The organism is Mycobacterium sp. IS-3022 (assembly GCF_001500065.1).
GTDB lineage: Bacteria > Actinomycetota > Actinomycetes > Mycobacteriales > Mycobacteriaceae > Mycobacterium.
Genome location: NZ_LQIN01000004.1, coordinates 69,973 through 87,608, shown reverse-complemented (window position 1 = coordinate 87,608; position 17,636 = coordinate 69,973). Strand labels below are relative to the sequence as shown.

Here is a 17,636-nt window from a genome sequence, read left to right as displayed (position 1 = left end):
GTCCCTTCAGTGGGTGAGCGATTCGGCGCTGAAGCGTTCCCGCAGTTGTCGTTTCAGCAGCTTGCCGCTCGGGTTCTTGGGCAGCGAGTCGACGAAGAAGACTTGTTTCGGCGTTTTGAACGCGGCCATATGCTCGCGGCAGTGCGCGATCACATCGTCTTCGGCCAGCGTGACACCGTCGCGTGCCACCACTGCGGCCACGACGGATTCCACCCAGGTCGGGTGCGGCACACCGAACACGGCGGCTTCCTGCACTCCGCTGTGCCGGTACAGGACCTCTTCGACCTCGCGGCTGGCGACGTTCTCCCCGCCCGTCTTGATCATGTCCTTCTTGCGGTCCACCACGTGTAGCAAGCCGTGCTCGTCGTAATAGCCCAGGTCACCGGAGTGGAACCAGCCGCCGCGGAATGCCTCGTCCGTCTTGGCGGGGTCGTCGAGATAGCCAAGCATCAGATGTGGGCTGCGGTGGGCGATCTCACCGACGATGCCCGTCGCGACGGGCTGGTCGTGCTCGTCCAGGATGGTTGTCTCCACGTTGACCACCGGCCGCCCGGCCGCGCCGCCGTGGGCCTCCTGTTCGTCGGGCCCCAGCGCGGACGCCAGCGGCGCCATCTCTGTCTGCCCGTAGAAGTTCCACAACCGCAGGTTGGGCAACCGCTCCCGGATCTCGTTGAGGATCTCGATCGGCATGGCCGAGGCGCCGTAGTACCCCTTACGCAGGCTGGACAGATCCACCTGGTCGAAGACGGGGCTGCGCAGCAGGCTGATCCACACGGTCGGCGGCGCGAAGTAGTTGGTCACTCCGTGGCGCGCGATCGTGCGCAGCACCGTCTCAGGATCGGGCTTGGGCAGGATGATGCTGGTCGCGCCGAGGTAGATGTCGGTGGCGAGGAAATTGTCGAGCTGCGCGCAGTGGTAGAGCGGCAACGAGTGGATCTCGACATCGTCACCCGACATCGAGCCGGCCACGATCGTGCTGATGTACTGCCACATCAGGGTGCGGCTGGAGTGCATCACGCCCTTCGGCCGTGACTCGGTACCGCTGGTGTACATCAACCGCAGCAACTGATCGTCCTCGATGTGAGGCGCCGGGGCGGCTGCGGTGGTGGTCAGCCAGTGCGCGAAGTCGTCCCAACCTTGCGGTGGGGGTTGTCCGGTCGGCATCAGCGCGGCCTTCGTGTGCACGGCGCCGCCCAGCCGCATCGCCTCTTCGGCCGTCGGGATCAGGTCGGCCTCGACGATGAACCCGCTGGCTTTGCTGTGCGCCAGGATGTAGGCGATCTCCTCGGCGGTCAGCATGAAGTTGACCGGGACGAGCACCACCGCCGCGCGGGCCGTCGCGAACACCAGCACCGCGTACTGCCAGCAGTTGTGCGCCAACAGCGCCACGCGGTCGCCGGCCGCAAAGCCGTTGTCCCGCAGGGCTGCCGCCGCTCTGTCCACCAGTGCGTCGAACTCGGCGAAGGTCAGCGTGACGTCACCGTCGATGATCGCCACCTTGTCGGGCTGCTTGCGGGCAGACCGGCGCGGGATGTCGCCGAGCGTGTGGCTGCGTGCCTGGGCTACCACCGTGTCCAGCTGCATGGCCGCAGCGTATGGCCGGTGCTGGCGGGTCATCGGCTCGTGTCCCGCTCAGTAGGCAGGGCGGTGCCCGTCCGGCTGTTGCGCTCCGATACTCGAAGGCGTGACTGCTGATGCGCAAACCAGGCCGGAGTCGACGGTTGACCGCGACCAACTGAGGGCGCATCTGCGCGAGGCGGATGCCGGTGTGCTGGTCGCGGTGCTCGCGCAGTTGACCGGCGATCCATCGGTCGTCGACCGGTACGGCCCTCAGATCACTCACGTGCCCGATCCGCCCGAGCGCCTGGGCACCACCGACGCCGACACCATGGAGGCGCTCGTCACGGCCGTGGTCGAGGCGATTGATGCGCCGCGTTCGGCCGATGCCGTCGCCTCGGACGATCCGGACCTGTTCGCGAGGTTGCTGCCGGTGGCGCTCGGCTCCGACGTCGAGGACGAGTTTGTTCCGCTGCTGCTGGAGCAGGGCGGGTTTCAACTGTCTCAGCCGACTCTGCCACGCACGGTGCCGATTCCGGCGACCACGACAGTGGCGATCATCGGCGCCGGGATCGCCGGCATCATCACCGCGCTCGCCGCAGCCGACGCCGGGGTGCGGTATCAGATCTTCGACCGCAACGACGAAGTCGGCGGCACCTGGCTCACCACGAAATACCCCGGGATCGGGGTCGATACGCCGTCGGCGTATTACTCGCTGTCACGTGAGGTGAACCCCGACTGGTCGAGCTACTACCCGCAGGGTGCCGAATACCAGAGCTACCTGGTGGCACTCGCCGACAAGTTCGGCCTGCGTGAGCACACCCGGTTCGGTACCGAGGTGGAAGCGCTGTGGTGGGACGAGCAGCGCAAGGAATGGCAGATCCACGTGGTCGATCAGGACGGCAACCGCGACATCAGCTTCGCCACCGTCGTCGTCACCGCCGCCGGCTACCTCAACCGTCCGCGCTGGCCGGACGTGAAGAGCCGAGAGTCCTTTGCGGGCATCAGCATCCACTCGGCGCAGTGGGATCCGTCACTCGACCTCAGCGGCAAGCGGGTGGCGATCATCGGCGCCGGCTGCACCGCCGTGCAGATCGTCGATGCATGCGTCGACGAGGTGGAGCACCTGACGGTCTTCCAGCGCCAGCCGCACTGGGTTGCGCCGCGCAAGCGGCCCTCCGACGACGTGCCCGAGTTCCGCCGGTTCCTGGGCCGCCATGTGCCGTACTACGCGAACTGGCACCGGCTGAAGTCTTACTGGGCCACCGCCGACAACAACTATCCCGTCATCCTGCGGGATCCCGAGTGGGCCAAGGATCACCTGTCGATCTCGCCGGCCAACGACGTGCTGCTGCAGATGTGCCTGACCTACATCAACGAAACATTCGGTGAGGGAAGCGAACTCGCGAATAAGGTGACGCCCGACTTCGCGCCCTACGGGAAGCGGATCATCCGCGACCCGGGCGGCTATTACGCGGCGCTGACACGCGACCACGTCGACGTTGAGGCCAGCGAACCCGCCGAGGTCAATGCGAAAGGTATTCTCACGCAGGACGGCAGGCAGATCGACCTGGACGTCATCATCTACGCCACCGGGTACCACCTCGACTTCCTGTCGACCGTCGACATCCGCGGCCGCGACGGCCGAACCCTGCGCGAGGAGTGGGGCGACAGCCCCCGGGCCTACCGCGGCGGCATGGTGCCCGGCTTCCCCAACCTGTTCATCAACTCGGCACCCAATTACAGCCCCGGCCATGGCGCCGGCGCCAACTTCTCGATGGAAGTGATGGCGCATTACGTCATCGAATGCCTGCAACTCCTGGCACTGCGCGAGGCCGCCACGATCGAGGTGACGCGGGAGGCGTACGACGAGTACGTCACCGAGATCGACGACGCGATGTCACGGACGGTGTGGTGTCACACCCCGAACGCACACACCTACTACCGGTCGGGTTCAGGCCGCGTCGTCGTTGCCACGCCGTACAGACTGGTCGATCTGTGGCACCAGCACCGCGCGCCCATCGAAGAACACTTCAAGCTGTCATGACGGGGTTGCTGGAAGGGAAGACGGCGCTTGTCACGGGCAGCAGCCGTGGCATCGGACGTGCTGTGGCGCAACGACTTGCGGCAGAGGGCGCCACCGTAGTCGTGACCGCCCGCTCGTTCGAACCGTCGACATCGGTGCGTGGCGGTACGGCGACCGCGCTGCCCGGCACGATCGGCGAGACCATCGAGCTCATCGAGCGCGGTGGCGGTAAGGCGGTGGGGATCGCGGCCGACCTCGAAAACCCCGAGCAGCGTGCGCGGTTGGTGACCGAAGTGGTGGAGCGGCTCGGCCGCATCGACATCCTGGTCAACAACGCCGGCTTCGCCGACTACTCGGTAATCGAGCAGATGAGCCTCGACACCTTCGACCGCACCGTCGAACACTACCTGCGGACACCGTTCGTGCTCACCAAGGCCGCGGTGCCGCACATGCGCAAGCAGGGGGCGGGCTGGATCGTCAACATCGGTTCGGTGACCGGCGTGGCGCCGGTGCGGCCGTATCGCGAATACAACAAGACGTCCGGCGACGTCATCTACGCGTCGTGCAAGGCCGCGCTGCACCGCTTCACACAGGGGGTGGCGGCCGAGGTGCTCGATGCCAACATCGCGGTCAACTGCGTCGGCCCGTCATCCGCGATACGCACACCCGGTGCATCCCAGCTGATTCCGGACGGGTTCGCGACTGAACCGGTGGAGTACCTGGCCGAGACGGTGCTGGCGATGTGCCATCGGCCAGCCGCGGAACGCACTGGTCTTGTGGCGTTCAGCCTGCACTACCCGTGGTCACAACACCTTGCGGTACACAGCCTCGACGGCGCCACGGTGCTACCGCCGCTGGAGCCGCCGGCGACGGCGAACCCGAACATCTTGCCGGCCGGCATGTAGCAGTCGCCCCGCACCGCCGCCAATCTTGCACAGAGGGTCGTGCGTTCGCGCTCAGCACAGCCCTGGATGCAATCGTGCGAGTCACATGGCCCTACGACAGCCGGCGTGTATCCCGGCGCCGTCATTTGTGAAACCTGGGCGGAAGTGCGGCCACTTTTCCGCCCACGTCTCACATCTCGCCGAAAACGCGCTCGAGAGAGCCGACGTGTGCGCGATTGACCTTGATCCGCTCGATGATTCGCCAGCGACCCGCCCGTCGCTCCCAGCGGTCGTGGTAGTCGCCCATCGTGTAGAAGCGCTCCGAACGGTCGGCGGACAGATGCAGGTCGTGAACGTAGGCCCGCGACACCGCCGTGTCGCCGACGACGTCGACGATCATATTGCCCAGCAAATGCTGGGTAGGACCACAGGCGTCGAGGTAGCTCCGGATGAGCGCAACGATCGCGGCGCCGCCGACGAGCGGGCCCGTGCCGAGGTCGCCCGTGGCGTCCTCGGCGAACACCTCGCCAACGGCCGTCCAGTCGTGCTCATCCATCGCGCGTGCGGCGTTGTAGAGCGCCCGCTCGATGTAGCGCTCGTCGAGGAGGCGCTGTAGCGCATCAGGATTCATGCGTTGTCCGCTCGGCAGAAGCTGTGGCAGACGCGGTCGCGGACGATGACCTCGGGGCATTCCGGATCGAACCAGCGGTCGACGTAGGCCCAGTGGATCGGATGCATCAGATACGGGCCCATCAACCCGTCGACATCGCGGAACTCCTGCTCGAACACGTGGGTCCACGGCGACGCTCCGACGGCCGACTCGACGCGGCTGAGCTGCCAGGTGCAGATCGACGTGACGTAGCGGGGGAGTAGGCGCAGGTCGTCTTCGAACCGGGCGACCGTCGCGTCGTCGGTGTCCGGTTGCACTCGCAGCAGCAATGTCCGGTACACGGTGCCGGGGTACTCCCTGGCGGTGATCGGACTGCCGGTATAGATGGCGCCGTTCACCCGCTGGACTGCAGCAGCGCCGAGGATCGTATCGAAAGCGGTTGCAACGGAAGTCCATTGATCTCGTTCGTGGAACCGTAGGTGCATGAGAATGTCGCCGCCGTTGCGCGCGCCGGGCAACGTCGGCTGTACCAACGCCCGCTCGGCACCGCTGGTGCTCGCCGCGTCGCGCAGTGTCTCTATCAGACGGTCGCGGGTGGTGGCGTCCGCGATGTCGATCAGGCGGATGACGTTAAACATCGCCCATCCCGTCGACGTCGTCGGCCGCCGCGGCGACATCGCGGGTGCGCTGCACGATCAACTCGGCAACGTTGTCCCACCACTGCCCGAGCGACGGGTCCGGCCTGCCCTTCCACGTCATCTCCCACCACGCGCGCGGACCGGGCAGCGTCCAGGTGGCCGTGACGATGTTCGGCTGGTCGTCGAACCAGATCGGCGGGCTGACCAGGATCTCGCGCAGCGTCATTCCGCGTTCCCTTGCCCCTGGCGCGTATTCGGCGATGTAGGTGTCGACGAACTGTCGCGCGCAGCCCGGCCGGGTGACGACGCGATCGATTACATAGACGGCACCCATGGGCCGACGATATTGCGGGCGACGGGGCATGACGCTGTCTGCTCCCATCCATCGGGATTGCCCCGTTCGGATGCCGGATTCGGACGGCATCGTGGTGCCATGGATCCGTTCGCCCCTGCCCAGCTCGGACCGGTGACACTGCGCAACCGGGTGATCAAGGCGGCGACGTCGGAGGGCCGCTCGCCCGACGGTCTGGTCACCGACGACCTGATCGACTTCCACGTCGCATTCGCGAAGGGCGGCGTGGGTATGACCACAGTCGCCTACTGCTGCGTCTCGAGGGAAGGGGCCAGCGCGTGCTCGACCCGAATCAGCGTTACGGAGCGACAGCCGAATCGGTGAGCACCTGAGCGAGTTCCCGGCCAACCCGGCGACGAGCTTCATGCGCGATGTCGAGCATCGGCATCGTCATGAAACCGTGGACGCCGCCGTCGAAGTCGCACCGCACCGTCCGAACGCCGGCGGCCCTCAGCGCATCGGCATACGCGACGCCTTCGTCGCGTAGCGGGTCGTGACCGGCGATGACCACCACCGCGGGCGGAAGCCCGGCGAGGTCGGCATGCAGCGGCGACGCGTAGGGGTGGGAGCGGTCCGCGTGCGACGGGACGTACTGGTCCCAGTACCATTGCAGCGCAGGCTGCGGGTTGTAGAAGCCCTTGCCGTACAAGCGATATGACTCGGTGTCGAAATCGGCGGCGATCACCGGATACAGCAACAACTGACCCGCCAGCGCCGGCCCGCCGCGGTCGCGCGCGATCAGCGCCGTCACTGCCGCCAGGTTACCGCCCGCGCTGTCACCGCCGACGACGATCCGGCTCGCATCAGCGCCGATCTCGGTCGGGTTGTCCGCCACCCATCGCGTCGCGGCGTAGAGATCTTCGGCTGCGGCGGGCCAGCGGTGCTCGGGGGCCAGCCGGTAGTCGACCGAGACCACCACGGCAGGAACGAGATTCGCAAGATTTCGGCACAGGCCGTCGTGACTGTCGAGGTCGCAGAACACGAAACCGCCGCCGTGTGCATATACCACGACCGGTAACGGCTCATCCGAAGACGGCCGGTAGACCCGCACAGCGATCGGGCCGTCACTGCCGGGAATCTCCAAGTCCTCGACTGCAGCAACCGGTTCAGGCTCAGCCGGCGCTACGAAGCGCGACCGGATTGCCGCGCGGGCCTCGACGCCGGTCATCGTGTGCACGGGCGGGAACCCGGAATCCAGCGCTTCGATCAGCGGGGCGATCTGGGGGTCGAGACTCATGCGTACTGCAGCACCGGTTCCCGGTCGGCCACCGGCCGCAACGCCGGTCCGCCACGGAGCGGCCGCGCCTGCTGCAGCGTCGGCGCCACCCGCTTCGGCCCGTCCTCGACATTGCGCCAGATGCCCATCGCGGTCATCCGCACCGGTGCCACCAGACGCTGGTCGAACGCCATCCTGCGCATCGGTCCGCATACCGACACCGCCGCGACCGCATCGTTCGGTCCGCCGATCGACGCTGCCACACAGCCGAATCCGGCCAGCGACTCTTCCCGGTCGAACGCGACCCCGTGCGCCCGCACCTTGGCCAGTTCGGTCGACAGTTGCGCCGCGGTGCTGATGGAGTAGCGGGTGCGGCGGTTCGAGAGGTCGACGCCGTCCCAGGCGTCGCTGTTGTAGGCCAGCATCGCCTTGCCGACGGCCGAACAGTGTGCCGGCTGGCGCCCACCCACACGGCTGGGGAGCGCGGCGCTCATCCGGTCGCCGATCTTCTCCAGGTACACGACGTCGGATCCGTCGAGGACCGCCAAGTGGACGACGAGGCCGGTCGCGCGGTGTAGATCGTGCAGGAGTGGGACCGCGGCGCGGTGCATCCGATCCTGGTGCACAGCCAGCGACCCCAGTTCCACCAGGCGCATGCCCAGTTCGTAGTCGCGCCCGCTGCGGCGGAGCCATCGCAGCTGCACCAAGCGCTCGAGCATGCGATGCGCCGAAGAGCGGGGCAGCCCGGTGCGCCGGACGATCTGGGCCAGCGTCAACCGGCCGGGACCATCGAAAGCGTCGAGGACGAGCGATACGCGGTCGATCACTGCGCTGGGGGTTTCGACAGGCGGTGTCATGAGACCTCCGGGCTGGTGCTGGAAGGATAGGTACATTCCTAATAGGAATATGACTATTTGTAGCACAAATGTGCAGCCTGTCACATACCCGGCGCAAGCACGTGAGTGATCACAGCGCTGAGCTGGGGTTTCCGCAAGTCCTAGGGTGCGCCGGCCGTGCTCGATGGATCGATGAGGATCTTCGCGTGGGCCTCGGCGGTTCCGAGCACCTCGAAGGCCCGAGCCACACCCTTCAGTCCGACCGTGCCGGTGACGAGCGCCGAGGCGTCCAGCTTGCCGTCGGCGAGCATGTGCAGCGTGTCGCGGAACTCCAGCGGCGTGTAGCCGAACACGAACCGCATGTCGATCTCCTTGCCGATCGCCATGGCAGGCCGAATCGCGTCCGTACCCATGCACACCCCGACCACGATCACGCGGGTCTGCACGGGTACCGCGCCTACGATGCCGTCGATGATGCCGGGCACGCCGACGCATTCGAAGACCACCGGACGCTTCGGGCCCGCAGCGCCGAAAGCGTCGGCCATGCGGTAAAGGTGCGACCACCCGGGCAGTCGGCGCAACTTTTCCATCGAGCCGACGCCCAGTTCATAGAGTTCTGGAGCCCGGGTGATGGCGCCGGACTGCTCGGTGGCGGCGTATGGCGATTCGACGGCGGGATCCACCACGACGTGCGCACCGCAGCGCGACGCCATCTCGCGACGGGTGGTGGAGAAGTCGCTCGCGACGATCGTCTGCACGCCAAGCGACTTCAGGTGGCAGATCACCGCGAGTCCGACCGGTCCACAGCCGATCACGATCGCGGTGTCGCGGCGGCGAATATCGCTGCGGCGCACGGCATGTAGCGCCACTGCCATCGGCTCCGTCAGCGCCGCGGTGTCCGCGTCCAGCCCGTTCGGGACGACGAAACTCATCGCGGCCTCGGCGAGCACCCGCTCTGCGTAGCCGCCGGGCGCCAGCGGTGACAACCCGGTCAGGTGTACTCCGCCGGCTGCGCGCAACAACGGGAAGGAAACCACCGGCGTGCCGACCTTGAACTCCTTGGCGGCTCCTCGGCCCCGCTCGAGGACTTCGCCGCAGAACTCGTGGCCCAACACGACAGGCGTGTCCCGGCGCATGAAGTCGGGGTAGCCCATCTCGTCCATCACGCCGGTCAGTTCGTCGGCGTGGTCCTTCGCGTGCAGGTCGGATCCGCAGATCCCGCATCGCCGCACCTCGAGCAACAGTTGCCCGCGCGCCGGTTGCGGTGTCGGTAGGTCGACGACCGAAAGGTTTCCGTGCTCACAGCTGACGGCTCTCATCCCTGCATCCTCTCCCACGCGCCCGGCAGAGGACCCGCGAATCTCAGGCCTTCGCGGCGCTGCGTCCCGCGCGTCGGCCGTAGAAGCTGCCGTCGCCGAGCGAGATACCGCTCGCATAGCCCCACGCGGCGAGCCCCGCGGAGCACCGGCCCGCGGCGAACAATCCGGCGATGGGTTCGCCGCTGACGTGAAGCACCTCACCGGCCAGTGAGGTCTGCAGTCCGCCGAGCGTGAACCCGCCGGTGCTGTCGCGCAGGTCGATTGCACCAATGGGTGATCCGATCGGACGCAGCCATTGCGTTTTCTTGTGCAGCAGCGGGTCTTCGCCCCGGGATGCGCCCGCGTTGTATGCCGCCACCGTTGCCTGCAACGAACCGGGCGCCAGGCCGATCTCGGCTTCGAGGTCGGCGACGGTGTCGCACACCCAGGTGGCGGGACGCATCATCAGTTGCGGCGACAGCGACGCCATCGCCTCCTCCTGGGCATCGCCGTCGATGATCAGGTAAGCGGTGTTGTCCTGGTGGTAGAGGGTCAGTTGGCCGATGCGCCCCGGATAGGTGTCCTCGGCGACATAGCGTTGTCCGCGGGCATTCACCAGAATGCCGCGCACCAACTGCTGCGGGTCGATGAAGATCGCGACCTCGGTGGCGTCCATGTGGGCGAGATCGGCGCCCAGCGCCTGCGCCATCCGGATCGCCTGACCGTCGTGCTGCTCGATCGACGCGGCGGGACGTCCGGCGATGCGCGGGGCGTACTGCGCGACCATCGCCTCGTTGTAGGCGAAGCTGCCCATGGCCAGCACCACACCGCGGCGGGCCCGGACCGCCACGTCCTCGCCGTAGCGTCGCGCGAAGACTCCGACGACGCGGCCGTCGGATTCGACGATCAACCGCTGCACCCGCACGTCGTACAACGCCCGCGCCCCTGCGCCCGTGGCGGTTTCGACGAGCGGCTTCATCAGCATGTATCCGGCGCTGGACTCACCCTGCTTCTTGTTCGACATCTGCGGAACGTGCCCGCGCGGCGCCGGCGCGGCGATGGTGTTGAACGGGAAGGAGTTTTCGCCGCCGCTGAACATCAGGCCCTGATCGCCCATCGGCTCCCAGCCGGGCTCGCCGAAGAACTCCGGCTTGAACACCACTCCGTTCTCGACCAGCCAGTCGAAGTGGTCCAGGCTTCCCTCGCAGTAGTCGGCGATGCGTTTCTCGTCGGCACCGGGCCCCATCGCGACGTTGAGGAAAGCCGCCATGTTCTCGACGGAATCATCGAAGCCGCAGGCCTTTTGAATAGGAGTGCCACCGCCGAGGTAGATGAAGCCGCCCGCCATCGACGCCGCACCACCCCATGACCCGGTCCGTTCGAGGACTAGGACATCGGCGCCGTGGCGGGTGGCCTCGACGGCCGCGGCCGCTCCGGCGATTCCGAATCCGGCGATGACGACGTCGGCCTCGTCGTCCCAGCGGGCGATCTCCGATGCCGGCAGGGGAGTGACGTCGTTGGTCATGGCCGCATGGCCGCCGGCAGGTCGGACACCCATTCGTGGCCCCAGTAGCTGTCGGCGGTGATTTCCTCGGCGGTGTAGTAGCTTTCGTCGACGCGCATGCCGTCGGTGCCGAACTCGATGTCCCAGTCACCAGGTGCGCGCACGTAGAACGACACCATCTTGTCGTTGGTGTGCCTGCCCAGCGTCGAGGACAACTGGAAACCGTCCTTGTTCACCCGATCCAGCGCCTGGCCGACGGCGTCGAGGCTGTCGACCTCGACCATGAGGTGGATCAGGCCGGGATCGCGCAGCGTCATCGCGGGGCAGATCGCCAAGCTGTGATGACGCTCGTTGATGCCGAGGAACCGCACCCGCAACGGGCCGAACTCGGGCGGCGTCGGCACCCGGAACGCGCCGCGCGACTTGAAACCGAGTACCTCCGTGTAGAACTCGAACAGTCCAGGAACGTCGAGAGCAGGCAGCACCACATGACCGAGACCCTGGGCGCCGGTGACGAACCGCGCTCCGAACGGCGTCACCACCGGGCTGTGGTCGAGCACCGCGCCGTGGAAGACCTCCGTCGACGTGCCTGCGGGATCGTCGAACCCGATGACCTCTTCGGCACGCCGGGCATCGGCCTCTTCGAGCGACAGTTCCTTGACCGCCACACCCGCACCGTCGAGCGCGGCCTTGACTCGCATCAGCGCGGCATGGTCGCGCACTTCCCAACCGACGGTGACGATCTTGTCGACGTCGCCGGGCACGACGATGATGCGGGCCGCACGCTCGTCCATTCGCAGGTACAGCGCGTCGGCCTCGGGGCCCGAGCCCTCGGCGAAGCCGAGCACCTTGAACGCGAAATGCCGCCAACGCTCGATATCGGTGGCCTGGACCTTAACGTAGCCAAGGCTTTTCAGATCGCTCATCGGCGCCGCCTTCCTAGATCAACGCCCGCAGCGGGCCCTGCGGATCCACGCCCAGCGAACTCAGTGCCGACGCGTGATACACGGTGCCCGGCGCATGGATCGCGTGGGCCTGCCCGACGTGCACGTCGCGCCAATAGCGCTGTAGCGGCTTGTCCATGCGCGCGGCGTTACCGCCGGAGCGGGCGAAGATCTCGTCGACCGCCGACACCGCGCGCCAGACTGCACGCACCTGCGTGCGTCGGCCCGCCGCACGGTCCTCGAAGCTGACATCCTTACCGGCGGCGACCATGTCGTAGATGCGGTCGACGTTGGCCAACAGCTCCTGACGCGCGGCGTTGATGTCGGCGGCCGCCTCGCCGATGGCGTACATGACGTACGGATCGTCCTTGATCGCCACCCCGCTCGAGTTGACGCGCTCGCGCTGGTAATCCAGGTGCGCGGCCAGGGCGCCCTCCGCGATGCCGATCGTCGCCGCCGAGATGCCCAACGGGAACATCGTCGACCATGGCATCAGGTAGAGCGGCTCGGTCATCCCGGCTTCGCGCTGGGCGGTTCCGTCCATCACCTTCGTCGCGTCCATCGTGCGGTACTCCGGAACGAAGGCGTCCCGGACGATGACGTCCTTGGACCCCGTGCCGCGCAGGCCTACCACGTCCCAGGAGTCCTCGACGATCTCGTAGTCCGAGCGCGGCAGGATCATGTGCAGCATCTGCGGCGGCATCATCGGCTTCCCGTCGGCGTCTCCCAGCATGGCGCCCAGGATGATCCAGTCGCATGCGTCGGTACCGGAACTGAACTGCCATCGGCCGTTGAAGAGATAACCGCCGTCGACCGGCTTCGCGACGCCCTGTGGGGCATATGGAGATGCCATCCAGGTGTCGATGTCGTCGGCCCAGACTTCCTCGCCCACCCGAGGGTCGGCATAGGCCAGTTGATACGGATGCACGCCCACCACGCCGTTGATCCAGCCCGCCGCGGGGTCGAGGGCCGCGGTGGCCATCACCGTCTCGGCGAACTCGCGCGGGTGAACCTCGTAGCCGCCGTGCTTCTTCGGCTGTAGCAGCCGGATGGAGCCGACGGACTTCATCGACTTGACGGTGGCGTCGGTCAGCCGCCCGATCTTCTCGGCCTCGACGGCCTGCTCCTTGAACTGGTCGGCCAGTTCCATCACCCGGTCGAGTACGCGCTCGCTCATGCTGATGTCCTAACTGTGTGGGCGTGATTCATGGTTACCGCAGACGGCGTTCGTAGGGGGCCGAATCCCGGTCAGTGGACGAGAATCGGCGTCAATACTCGATCTGAACCTCGTCGCTCACCGGGCGGGCCTGGCAGCCCAGGATGAGGCCGTCGGCGAGATCGCCGGGTTCGAGGATGTCGCAGGTGTCCATGTCGACCTTGCCGGACACCACGGTCGCGACGCACGATCCGCAGTGCCCCTCACGGCACGAGTGGGGCGCGTCGATGCCCGCATCGAGCAGCACGTCGACGAGCGTCTTGTGGCGCGGCCATCGCACGTGGTGGCGAGCGCCGTCCAGGTCGACGGCAACGGTCGCGTCCACACCGGTGTCGACTGGCGTGTCGCATGCTTCGGCTTGTGACATGAGGCGATCCTGGCCGACCCACCACGCGCCAGTCGACCTGCGCTTCCATTGGCCGGAACATGGCGATCGCGAGCGTCCGGTGACCGGGAAGCCAGCCGGTCAGCGGCGTCACGGGGACCTACCGTGACGGCGTGAGCATCTCGGGTGAACAGGCCGTTGTCGACGCGGTCGTGGTCGGTGCGGGGTTCGCGGGGCTGTATGCGTTGCACAAGCTGCGCTCGCAGGGCCTGTCGGTGCGGGTCTTCGAAGCGGCTCCCGAGATCGGCGGAACCTGGTACTACAACCGCTACCCGGGCGCGCGTTGCGACGTCGAGAGCGTTGACTACTGCTACTCGTTTTCGACCGAACTCGAGCAGGAGTGGGATTGGTCGGAGAAGTACGCGACCCAGGCCGAGATCCTGCGGTACATGAACTGGGTGGCCGACAGGCTCAGTCTGCGCGATGGCATAACGCTCAACACGAGGGTCGTCTCCGCGGTGCTCGACGAGGACACCCTGCGGTGGACGGTGACGACGGACGGCGGCGAGGCGGTCACCGCCCGGTTCTGCATCATGGCGACCGGTCCGCTGTCGGCCGCGCTGACACCTGATTTTCCCGGCCTTGACGACTTCGCCGGCGAGCTGTACCACACCGCGCACTGGCCTCACGAATCCGTCGACTTCACCGGAAAACGCGTCGCCGTGATCGGCACGGGATCGTCTGGCATCCAGTCGATTCCGATCATCGCCGAGCAGGCCGCAGAGCTCTACGTGTTCCAGCGCACGCCCAACTACAGTGTGCCGGCGGGAAACAAGCCGCTGACCGACGAGGACCGCGCGCAGATCAAGGCCTCCTACGCCGAACGCCGACGGCTGTCGTGGCGCAGCGGCGGGGGCTCGCCACACATCGCCCACCCGAAGCTGACGATGGAGGCCACGCCCGACGAGCGCAGGGTCGCGTTCGAGAAGCGCTGGGAACTGGGTGGCGTGCTGTTCTCGAAGACCTTCAGCGATCAGATGATCGACATGGCGGCCAACGAGGAGGCCCGCAAGTTCTATGAGGAGAAGGTTCGCGCGGTCATCGCCGATCCCGATGTCGCCGACCTGCTGATCCCCACCGATCACCCGATCGGCACCAAGCGAATCTGCACCGATACCAACTATTTTCAGACGTTCAACAAGCCGCACGTGAAGCTGGTCAGCGTCCGTAAGACGCCCATCGTGTCGATCGACGCCAGCGGCATCAACACCTCCGACACCCATTACGACCTGGACGCCATCGTGCTCGCCACGGGTTTCGACGCGATGACCGGCGCTCTGGCCAAGATCGACATCGTCGGGCGCGATGGGAAGACGCTGCGCGACGACTGGGGCGATGGGCCCCGCACCTATTTGGGGCTCTGCGTCGACGGGTTCCCGAACCTCTTCCTGGTGTCGGGACCGGGCGCACCCGCTGTGCTGGCCAACATGGTTCTGCACGCCGAGGCTCACATCAACTGGATCGCCGACGCGATCACCCACCTCGACGAGTACGGATACAACGCGCTCGAGGCCACCCCCGAGGCAGTAGACAACTGGGTGGCGGAACTCAACCGCCGCGCCGAGGCCACGTTGTTCACCAAGGCCAACTCCTGGTACATGGGCGCCAATGTGCCCGGCAAGCCGCGGGTTTTCATGCTGTTCCTCGGTGGCTTCGCGGCGTACCTCGATATCTGCACCGAGGTGGCGACCGCCGGCTACAAGGGGTTCAGCCTCCCGAGGGCGCAATAGATGTCGGGTCTTGCCGAGAAGGTCGTCATCGTCACCGGTGCGGCCAAGGGCACCGGGCGCGTGCATTGTGAACGGTTCGCCGATGAGGGAGCCGACGTCATCGCGATCGACACGCAAGCCAACGTCGAGGACCTCGAAGTCACCGCGGCAGAAGTGCAGCGGCGCGGACGCCGATGTGCGGTCGGGATGGCCGACGTCCGCGACCTTGCCGGCCTGGAGACAGTGGTGCTCGACGGGGTGGCGCGCCTGGGCCGCCTGGATGTCGTCATCGCCAACGCCGGCATTCACACCGCCGGAGCGCCGGCATGGGAGTTGACCGAGGACACCTGGCATCACACGCTCGATGTCAACGTGACCGGGGTGTGGCACACCGTTCGTGCTTCCCTGCCGCACATCGGCGAGACCGGCGGATCGATCGTGATCATCAGCTCCACCAACGGTTTACGTGGTACGGCCAACACCGCTCATTACACGGCAAGCAAGCATGCGATCGTGGGGTTGGCGCGGACGCTCGCCAACGAACTGGGTCCTCGGGGCATCCGGGTGAACACCGTCCATCCGGGCGCGGTCGCCACGCCGATGGTGCTCAACGACGCGACGTTCAAGCGACTGCGGCCCGACCTTGCCAACCCGACCGCCGCCGACGCCGCGGAAGTGCTGGCCGCGCGCAATTTGCTGCCGGTGCCCTGGGTCGAACCCGTCGATGTCGCCAACGCGGTGGTGTTCCTCGCCTCCTACGAGGCGCGCTACATCACCGGCACCCAGATCGTCGTCGACGCCGGACTGACGCAGAAGACGACGGCATGACGGGGCGATTGGCGGGCAAGGTCGCGCTGATCACCGGCGCTGCGCGGGGTATCGGCCGGGCTCAGGCCGTGCGGTTCTCGACCGAGGGCGCCGACGTGATCGCGCTCGACGTCTGCGGTCCCATCGACACGGTTGTCGTGCCCTCGGCGACTCCGGCGGACCTGGACGAAACGGCGCGCCTGGTCCGCGCCAACGGTCGCACCGTCGTCACCGGCATCGTGGATGTGCGTGACACCGAGGAGTTGCAGGAGGCCACCGACCGCGGCGTCGCCGAGCTGGGTGGGCTCGATATCGTCTGCGCGACAGCGGGAATCACGTCGCGGGGGATGGCTGCCGAGCTCACCGAAGCGGCTTGGCAGACGATGCTCGACGTGAACCTGACCGGTGTGTGGCGGACCTGCAAGCTCGCCGTTCCGCACCTCATCCGCAGAGGGTCCGGATCGGTTGTCTTGGTGAGTTCCATTGCGGGGCTGCGCGGATTGGTCGGTGTCGCTCACTACACTGCGGCCAAACATGGTGTCGTCGGGCTGATGCGCAGTCTGGCCAACGACCTGGCTCCGTACGGCATCCGAGCCAACTCGGTGCATCCGACCAACGTGGATACACCGATGATCCAGAACGACGCGGTCTCCAGTGCGTTTTGTCCAGACCTCGACCGGCCGCCCACCCGAGAGGAATTCGCGCACGCGGCCCGGACGATGAACATGCTCGACATCCCGTGGGTCGATCCCATCGACGTCGCGAACGCCAGCCTTTTCCTGGCGTCCGATGAGGCCCGCTACATCACCGCCGCTACGCTGACGGTCGACGCGGGTGCGACGCAACGATAGGACGACGCATGATCGACACGAGCAAGTACGGGCCCTGGGCCGTCATCGCCGGTGGTTCGGAAGGAGTGGGCGCCGAGTTCGCGCGACAACTGGCCGAGTCCGGAATCAACTTGGTGCTCATCGCGCGCAAGCCCGGCCCGCTCGAGGGGACTGCCCAGCGCCGCCGTGCGCTCGGAGCCGAGGTCCGCACGATGCCTGTCGATCTTCTGGATCCGCAAGCGGTTTCGCAGATCGCAGCCGTCACAGACGATCTCGAGGTCGGCCTGCTGATCTACAACGCTGGAGCCAACACCTGCAACGAACTGTTCCTCGATGCCGACCTCCAAGAGTTCGGCAAGGTCACTGACCTGAATGTCACGCGGATGCTCTCGCTGGTGCAGCACTACGGGCGATCCATGGTGGCGCGGGGCCGGGGCGGTATCCTGATCGTCGGCTCCTTGGCGGGCTACATGGGCGCGTGGCGGCACACCGTTTACGCCGGCGCGAAGGCGTTCTCCCGGATGTTCGCCGAAAGTCTGTGGCTGGAACTACGGGACCACAACGTCGATGTGCTCGAACTGGTGCTGGGCGTGACCCGCACGCCGGCGATGGAGCGGGCCGGTTTGAACTTCGACGCGCCTGGCATCGTGGTCGACGAGCCGGCCGAGGTGGCAGCCGAGGGGCTTGCGCATCTCGCCGACGGTCCAGTGTGGGTGGCAGGCGGCAATGCGCGCCGGGCTGAAGCCAGCAGCGCCCCCGATCGCGCCCGGGTCGTGCTGGAATCGCACCGGAGGATCGCGGCGCTCATCGAGAGGGCACGCTGA

General features: G+C 66.9%; 17 protein-coding genes and 1 pseudogene. 7 read left to right on the top strand and 11 right to left on the bottom strand.

Going from position 1 to position 17,636, the window contains the following annotated elements; all coding sequences use genetic code 11:
• Positions 1-6 precede the first annotated feature (6 nt).
• Positions 7-1,584 (bottom strand): acyl-CoA synthetase, encoded by a 1,578-nt coding sequence (locus AU188_RS05470; protein ID WP_172799402.1) that lies wholly within the window; start codon positions 1,582-1,584, stop codon positions 7-9.
• A gap of 100 nt (positions 1,585-1,684) precedes the next feature.
• On the opposite strand from AU188_RS05470, the gene AU188_RS05465 reads away from it, so the two are divergent.
• Positions 1,685-3,604 carry a flavin-containing monooxygenase gene (locus AU188_RS05465; protein ID WP_059162720.1) on the top strand — a complete coding sequence of 640 codons (1,920 nt, stop codon included), beginning with the start codon at positions 1,685-1,687 and terminating at the stop codon, positions 3,602-3,604.
• A complete protein-coding gene (locus AU188_RS05460; RefSeq protein WP_059162719.1) occupies positions 3,601-4,488 on the top strand; it encodes an SDR family NAD(P)-dependent oxidoreductase in 888 nt (295 codons plus the stop codon). Before AU188_RS05465 ends, AU188_RS05460 begins: the two co-directional genes overlap by 4 nt.
• A 169-nt stretch (positions 4,489-4,657) precedes the next feature.
• On the opposite strand, the gene AU188_RS05455 is transcribed toward AU188_RS05460, so the two are convergent.
• Genes AU188_RS05455 through AU188_RS05445 form a run of 3 tightly spaced genes read right to left on the bottom strand, consistent with a single transcriptional unit; the run spans position 4,658 to position 6,049 of the window.
• On the bottom strand, positions 4,658-5,098 hold the full coding sequence (locus AU188_RS05455) for a nuclear transport factor 2 family protein (protein WP_059162718.1): 441 nt from the start codon (positions 5,096-5,098) through the stop codon (positions 4,658-4,660).
• Positions 5,095-5,715 carry a Dabb family protein gene (locus tag AU188_RS05450; protein WP_059162717.1) on the bottom strand — a complete coding sequence of 207 codons (621 nt, stop codon included), beginning with the start codon at positions 5,713-5,715 and terminating at the stop codon, positions 5,095-5,097. Before AU188_RS05450 ends, AU188_RS05455 begins: the two co-directional genes overlap by 4 nt.
• Complete coding sequence (locus AU188_RS05445) at positions 5,708-6,049, bottom strand: hypothetical protein (RefSeq protein ID WP_059162716.1); 342 nt, start codon at positions 6,047-6,049, stop codon at positions 5,708-5,710. Before AU188_RS05445 ends, AU188_RS05450 begins: the two co-directional genes overlap by 8 nt.
• A gap of 99 nt (positions 6,050-6,148) precedes the next feature.
• Between AU188_RS05445 and AU188_RS05440 the strand changes: the two are divergent.
• Positions 6,149-6,346, top strand: a pseudogene (locus tag AU188_RS05440) (NADH:flavin oxidoreductase); the annotation flags it as partial.
• Positions 6,347-6,365: 19 nt separating this feature from the next.
• Here AU188_RS05440 and lipP1 read toward each other — a convergent pair.
• The 7 genes from lipP1 to AU188_RS05405 all read right to left on the bottom strand — a co-directional run bounded on the left by lipP1 (position 6,366) and on the right by AU188_RS05405 (position 13,448).
• Positions 6,366-7,304: a LipP1 family hormone-sensitive lipase gene (gene lipP1 / locus AU188_RS05435; protein WP_059162714.1), complete on the bottom strand. Its 939-nt coding sequence runs from the start codon at positions 7,302-7,304 to the stop codon at positions 6,366-6,368.
• Positions 7,301-8,140, bottom strand: coding sequence for an IclR family transcriptional regulator (locus tag AU188_RS05430; RefSeq protein ID WP_059162713.1), 840 nt, complete (start codon positions 8,138-8,140; stop codon positions 7,301-7,303). The genes lipP1 and AU188_RS05430 overlap by 4 nt, the downstream gene beginning before the upstream one ends.
• 140 nt (positions 8,141-8,280) lie before the next feature.
• Positions 8,281-9,438 (bottom strand): zinc-binding dehydrogenase, encoded by a 1,158-nt coding sequence (locus AU188_RS05425; protein WP_059162712.1) that lies wholly within the window; start codon positions 9,436-9,438, stop codon positions 8,281-8,283.
• A gap of 43 nt (positions 9,439-9,481) precedes the next feature.
• Positions 9,482-10,942, bottom strand: a complete 1,461-nt coding sequence (locus AU188_RS05420) for an FAD-dependent oxidoreductase (protein WP_059162790.1) — start codon at positions 10,940-10,942, stop codon at positions 9,482-9,484.
• Complete coding sequence (gene bphC, locus AU188_RS05415) at positions 10,939-11,847, bottom strand: biphenyl-2,3-diol 1,2-dioxygenase (RefSeq protein ID WP_059162711.1); 909 nt, start codon at positions 11,845-11,847, stop codon at positions 10,939-10,941. The genes AU188_RS05420 and bphC overlap by 4 nt, the downstream gene beginning before the upstream one ends.
• Positions 11,848-11,860: 13 nt before the next feature.
• Entirely contained in the window at positions 11,861-13,042 is a 1,182-nt protein-coding gene (locus tag AU188_RS05410) for an acyl-CoA dehydrogenase family protein (RefSeq protein WP_059162710.1), read from the bottom strand.
• A 91-nt stretch (positions 13,043-13,133) separates the two neighbouring features.
• Complete coding sequence (locus AU188_RS05405) at positions 13,134-13,448, bottom strand: 2Fe-2S iron-sulfur cluster-binding protein (RefSeq protein ID WP_059162709.1); 315 nt, start codon at positions 13,446-13,448, stop codon at positions 13,134-13,136.
• Positions 13,449-13,579: 131 nt separating this feature from the next.
• Here AU188_RS05405 and AU188_RS05400 point away from each other — a divergent pair, with 131 nt between their 5' ends.
• From AU188_RS05400 to AU188_RS05385, 4 genes are read left to right on the top strand one after another with little or no spacing between them, the layout of a single operon-like run.
• The gene (locus AU188_RS05400) at positions 13,580-15,196 is read left to right on the top strand and encodes a flavin-containing monooxygenase (RefSeq protein WP_059162708.1); all 1,617 of its coding nucleotides are present in this window, start codon (positions 13,580-13,582) and stop codon (positions 15,194-15,196) included.
• Positions 15,197-16,003: a mycofactocin-coupled SDR family oxidoreductase gene (locus tag AU188_RS05395; protein WP_059162707.1), complete on the top strand. Its 807-nt coding sequence runs from the start codon at positions 15,197-15,199 to the stop codon at positions 16,001-16,003.
• Entirely contained in the window at positions 16,000-16,833 is an 834-nt protein-coding gene (locus tag AU188_RS05390) for a mycofactocin-coupled SDR family oxidoreductase (RefSeq protein WP_059162706.1), read from the top strand. The genes AU188_RS05395 and AU188_RS05390 overlap by 4 nt, the downstream gene beginning before the upstream one ends.
• Positions 16,834-16,841: 8 nt before the next feature.
• Positions 16,842-17,636: an SDR family NAD(P)-dependent oxidoreductase gene (locus tag AU188_RS05385; protein ID WP_059162705.1), complete on the top strand. Its 795-nt coding sequence runs from the start codon at positions 16,842-16,844 to the stop codon at positions 17,634-17,636.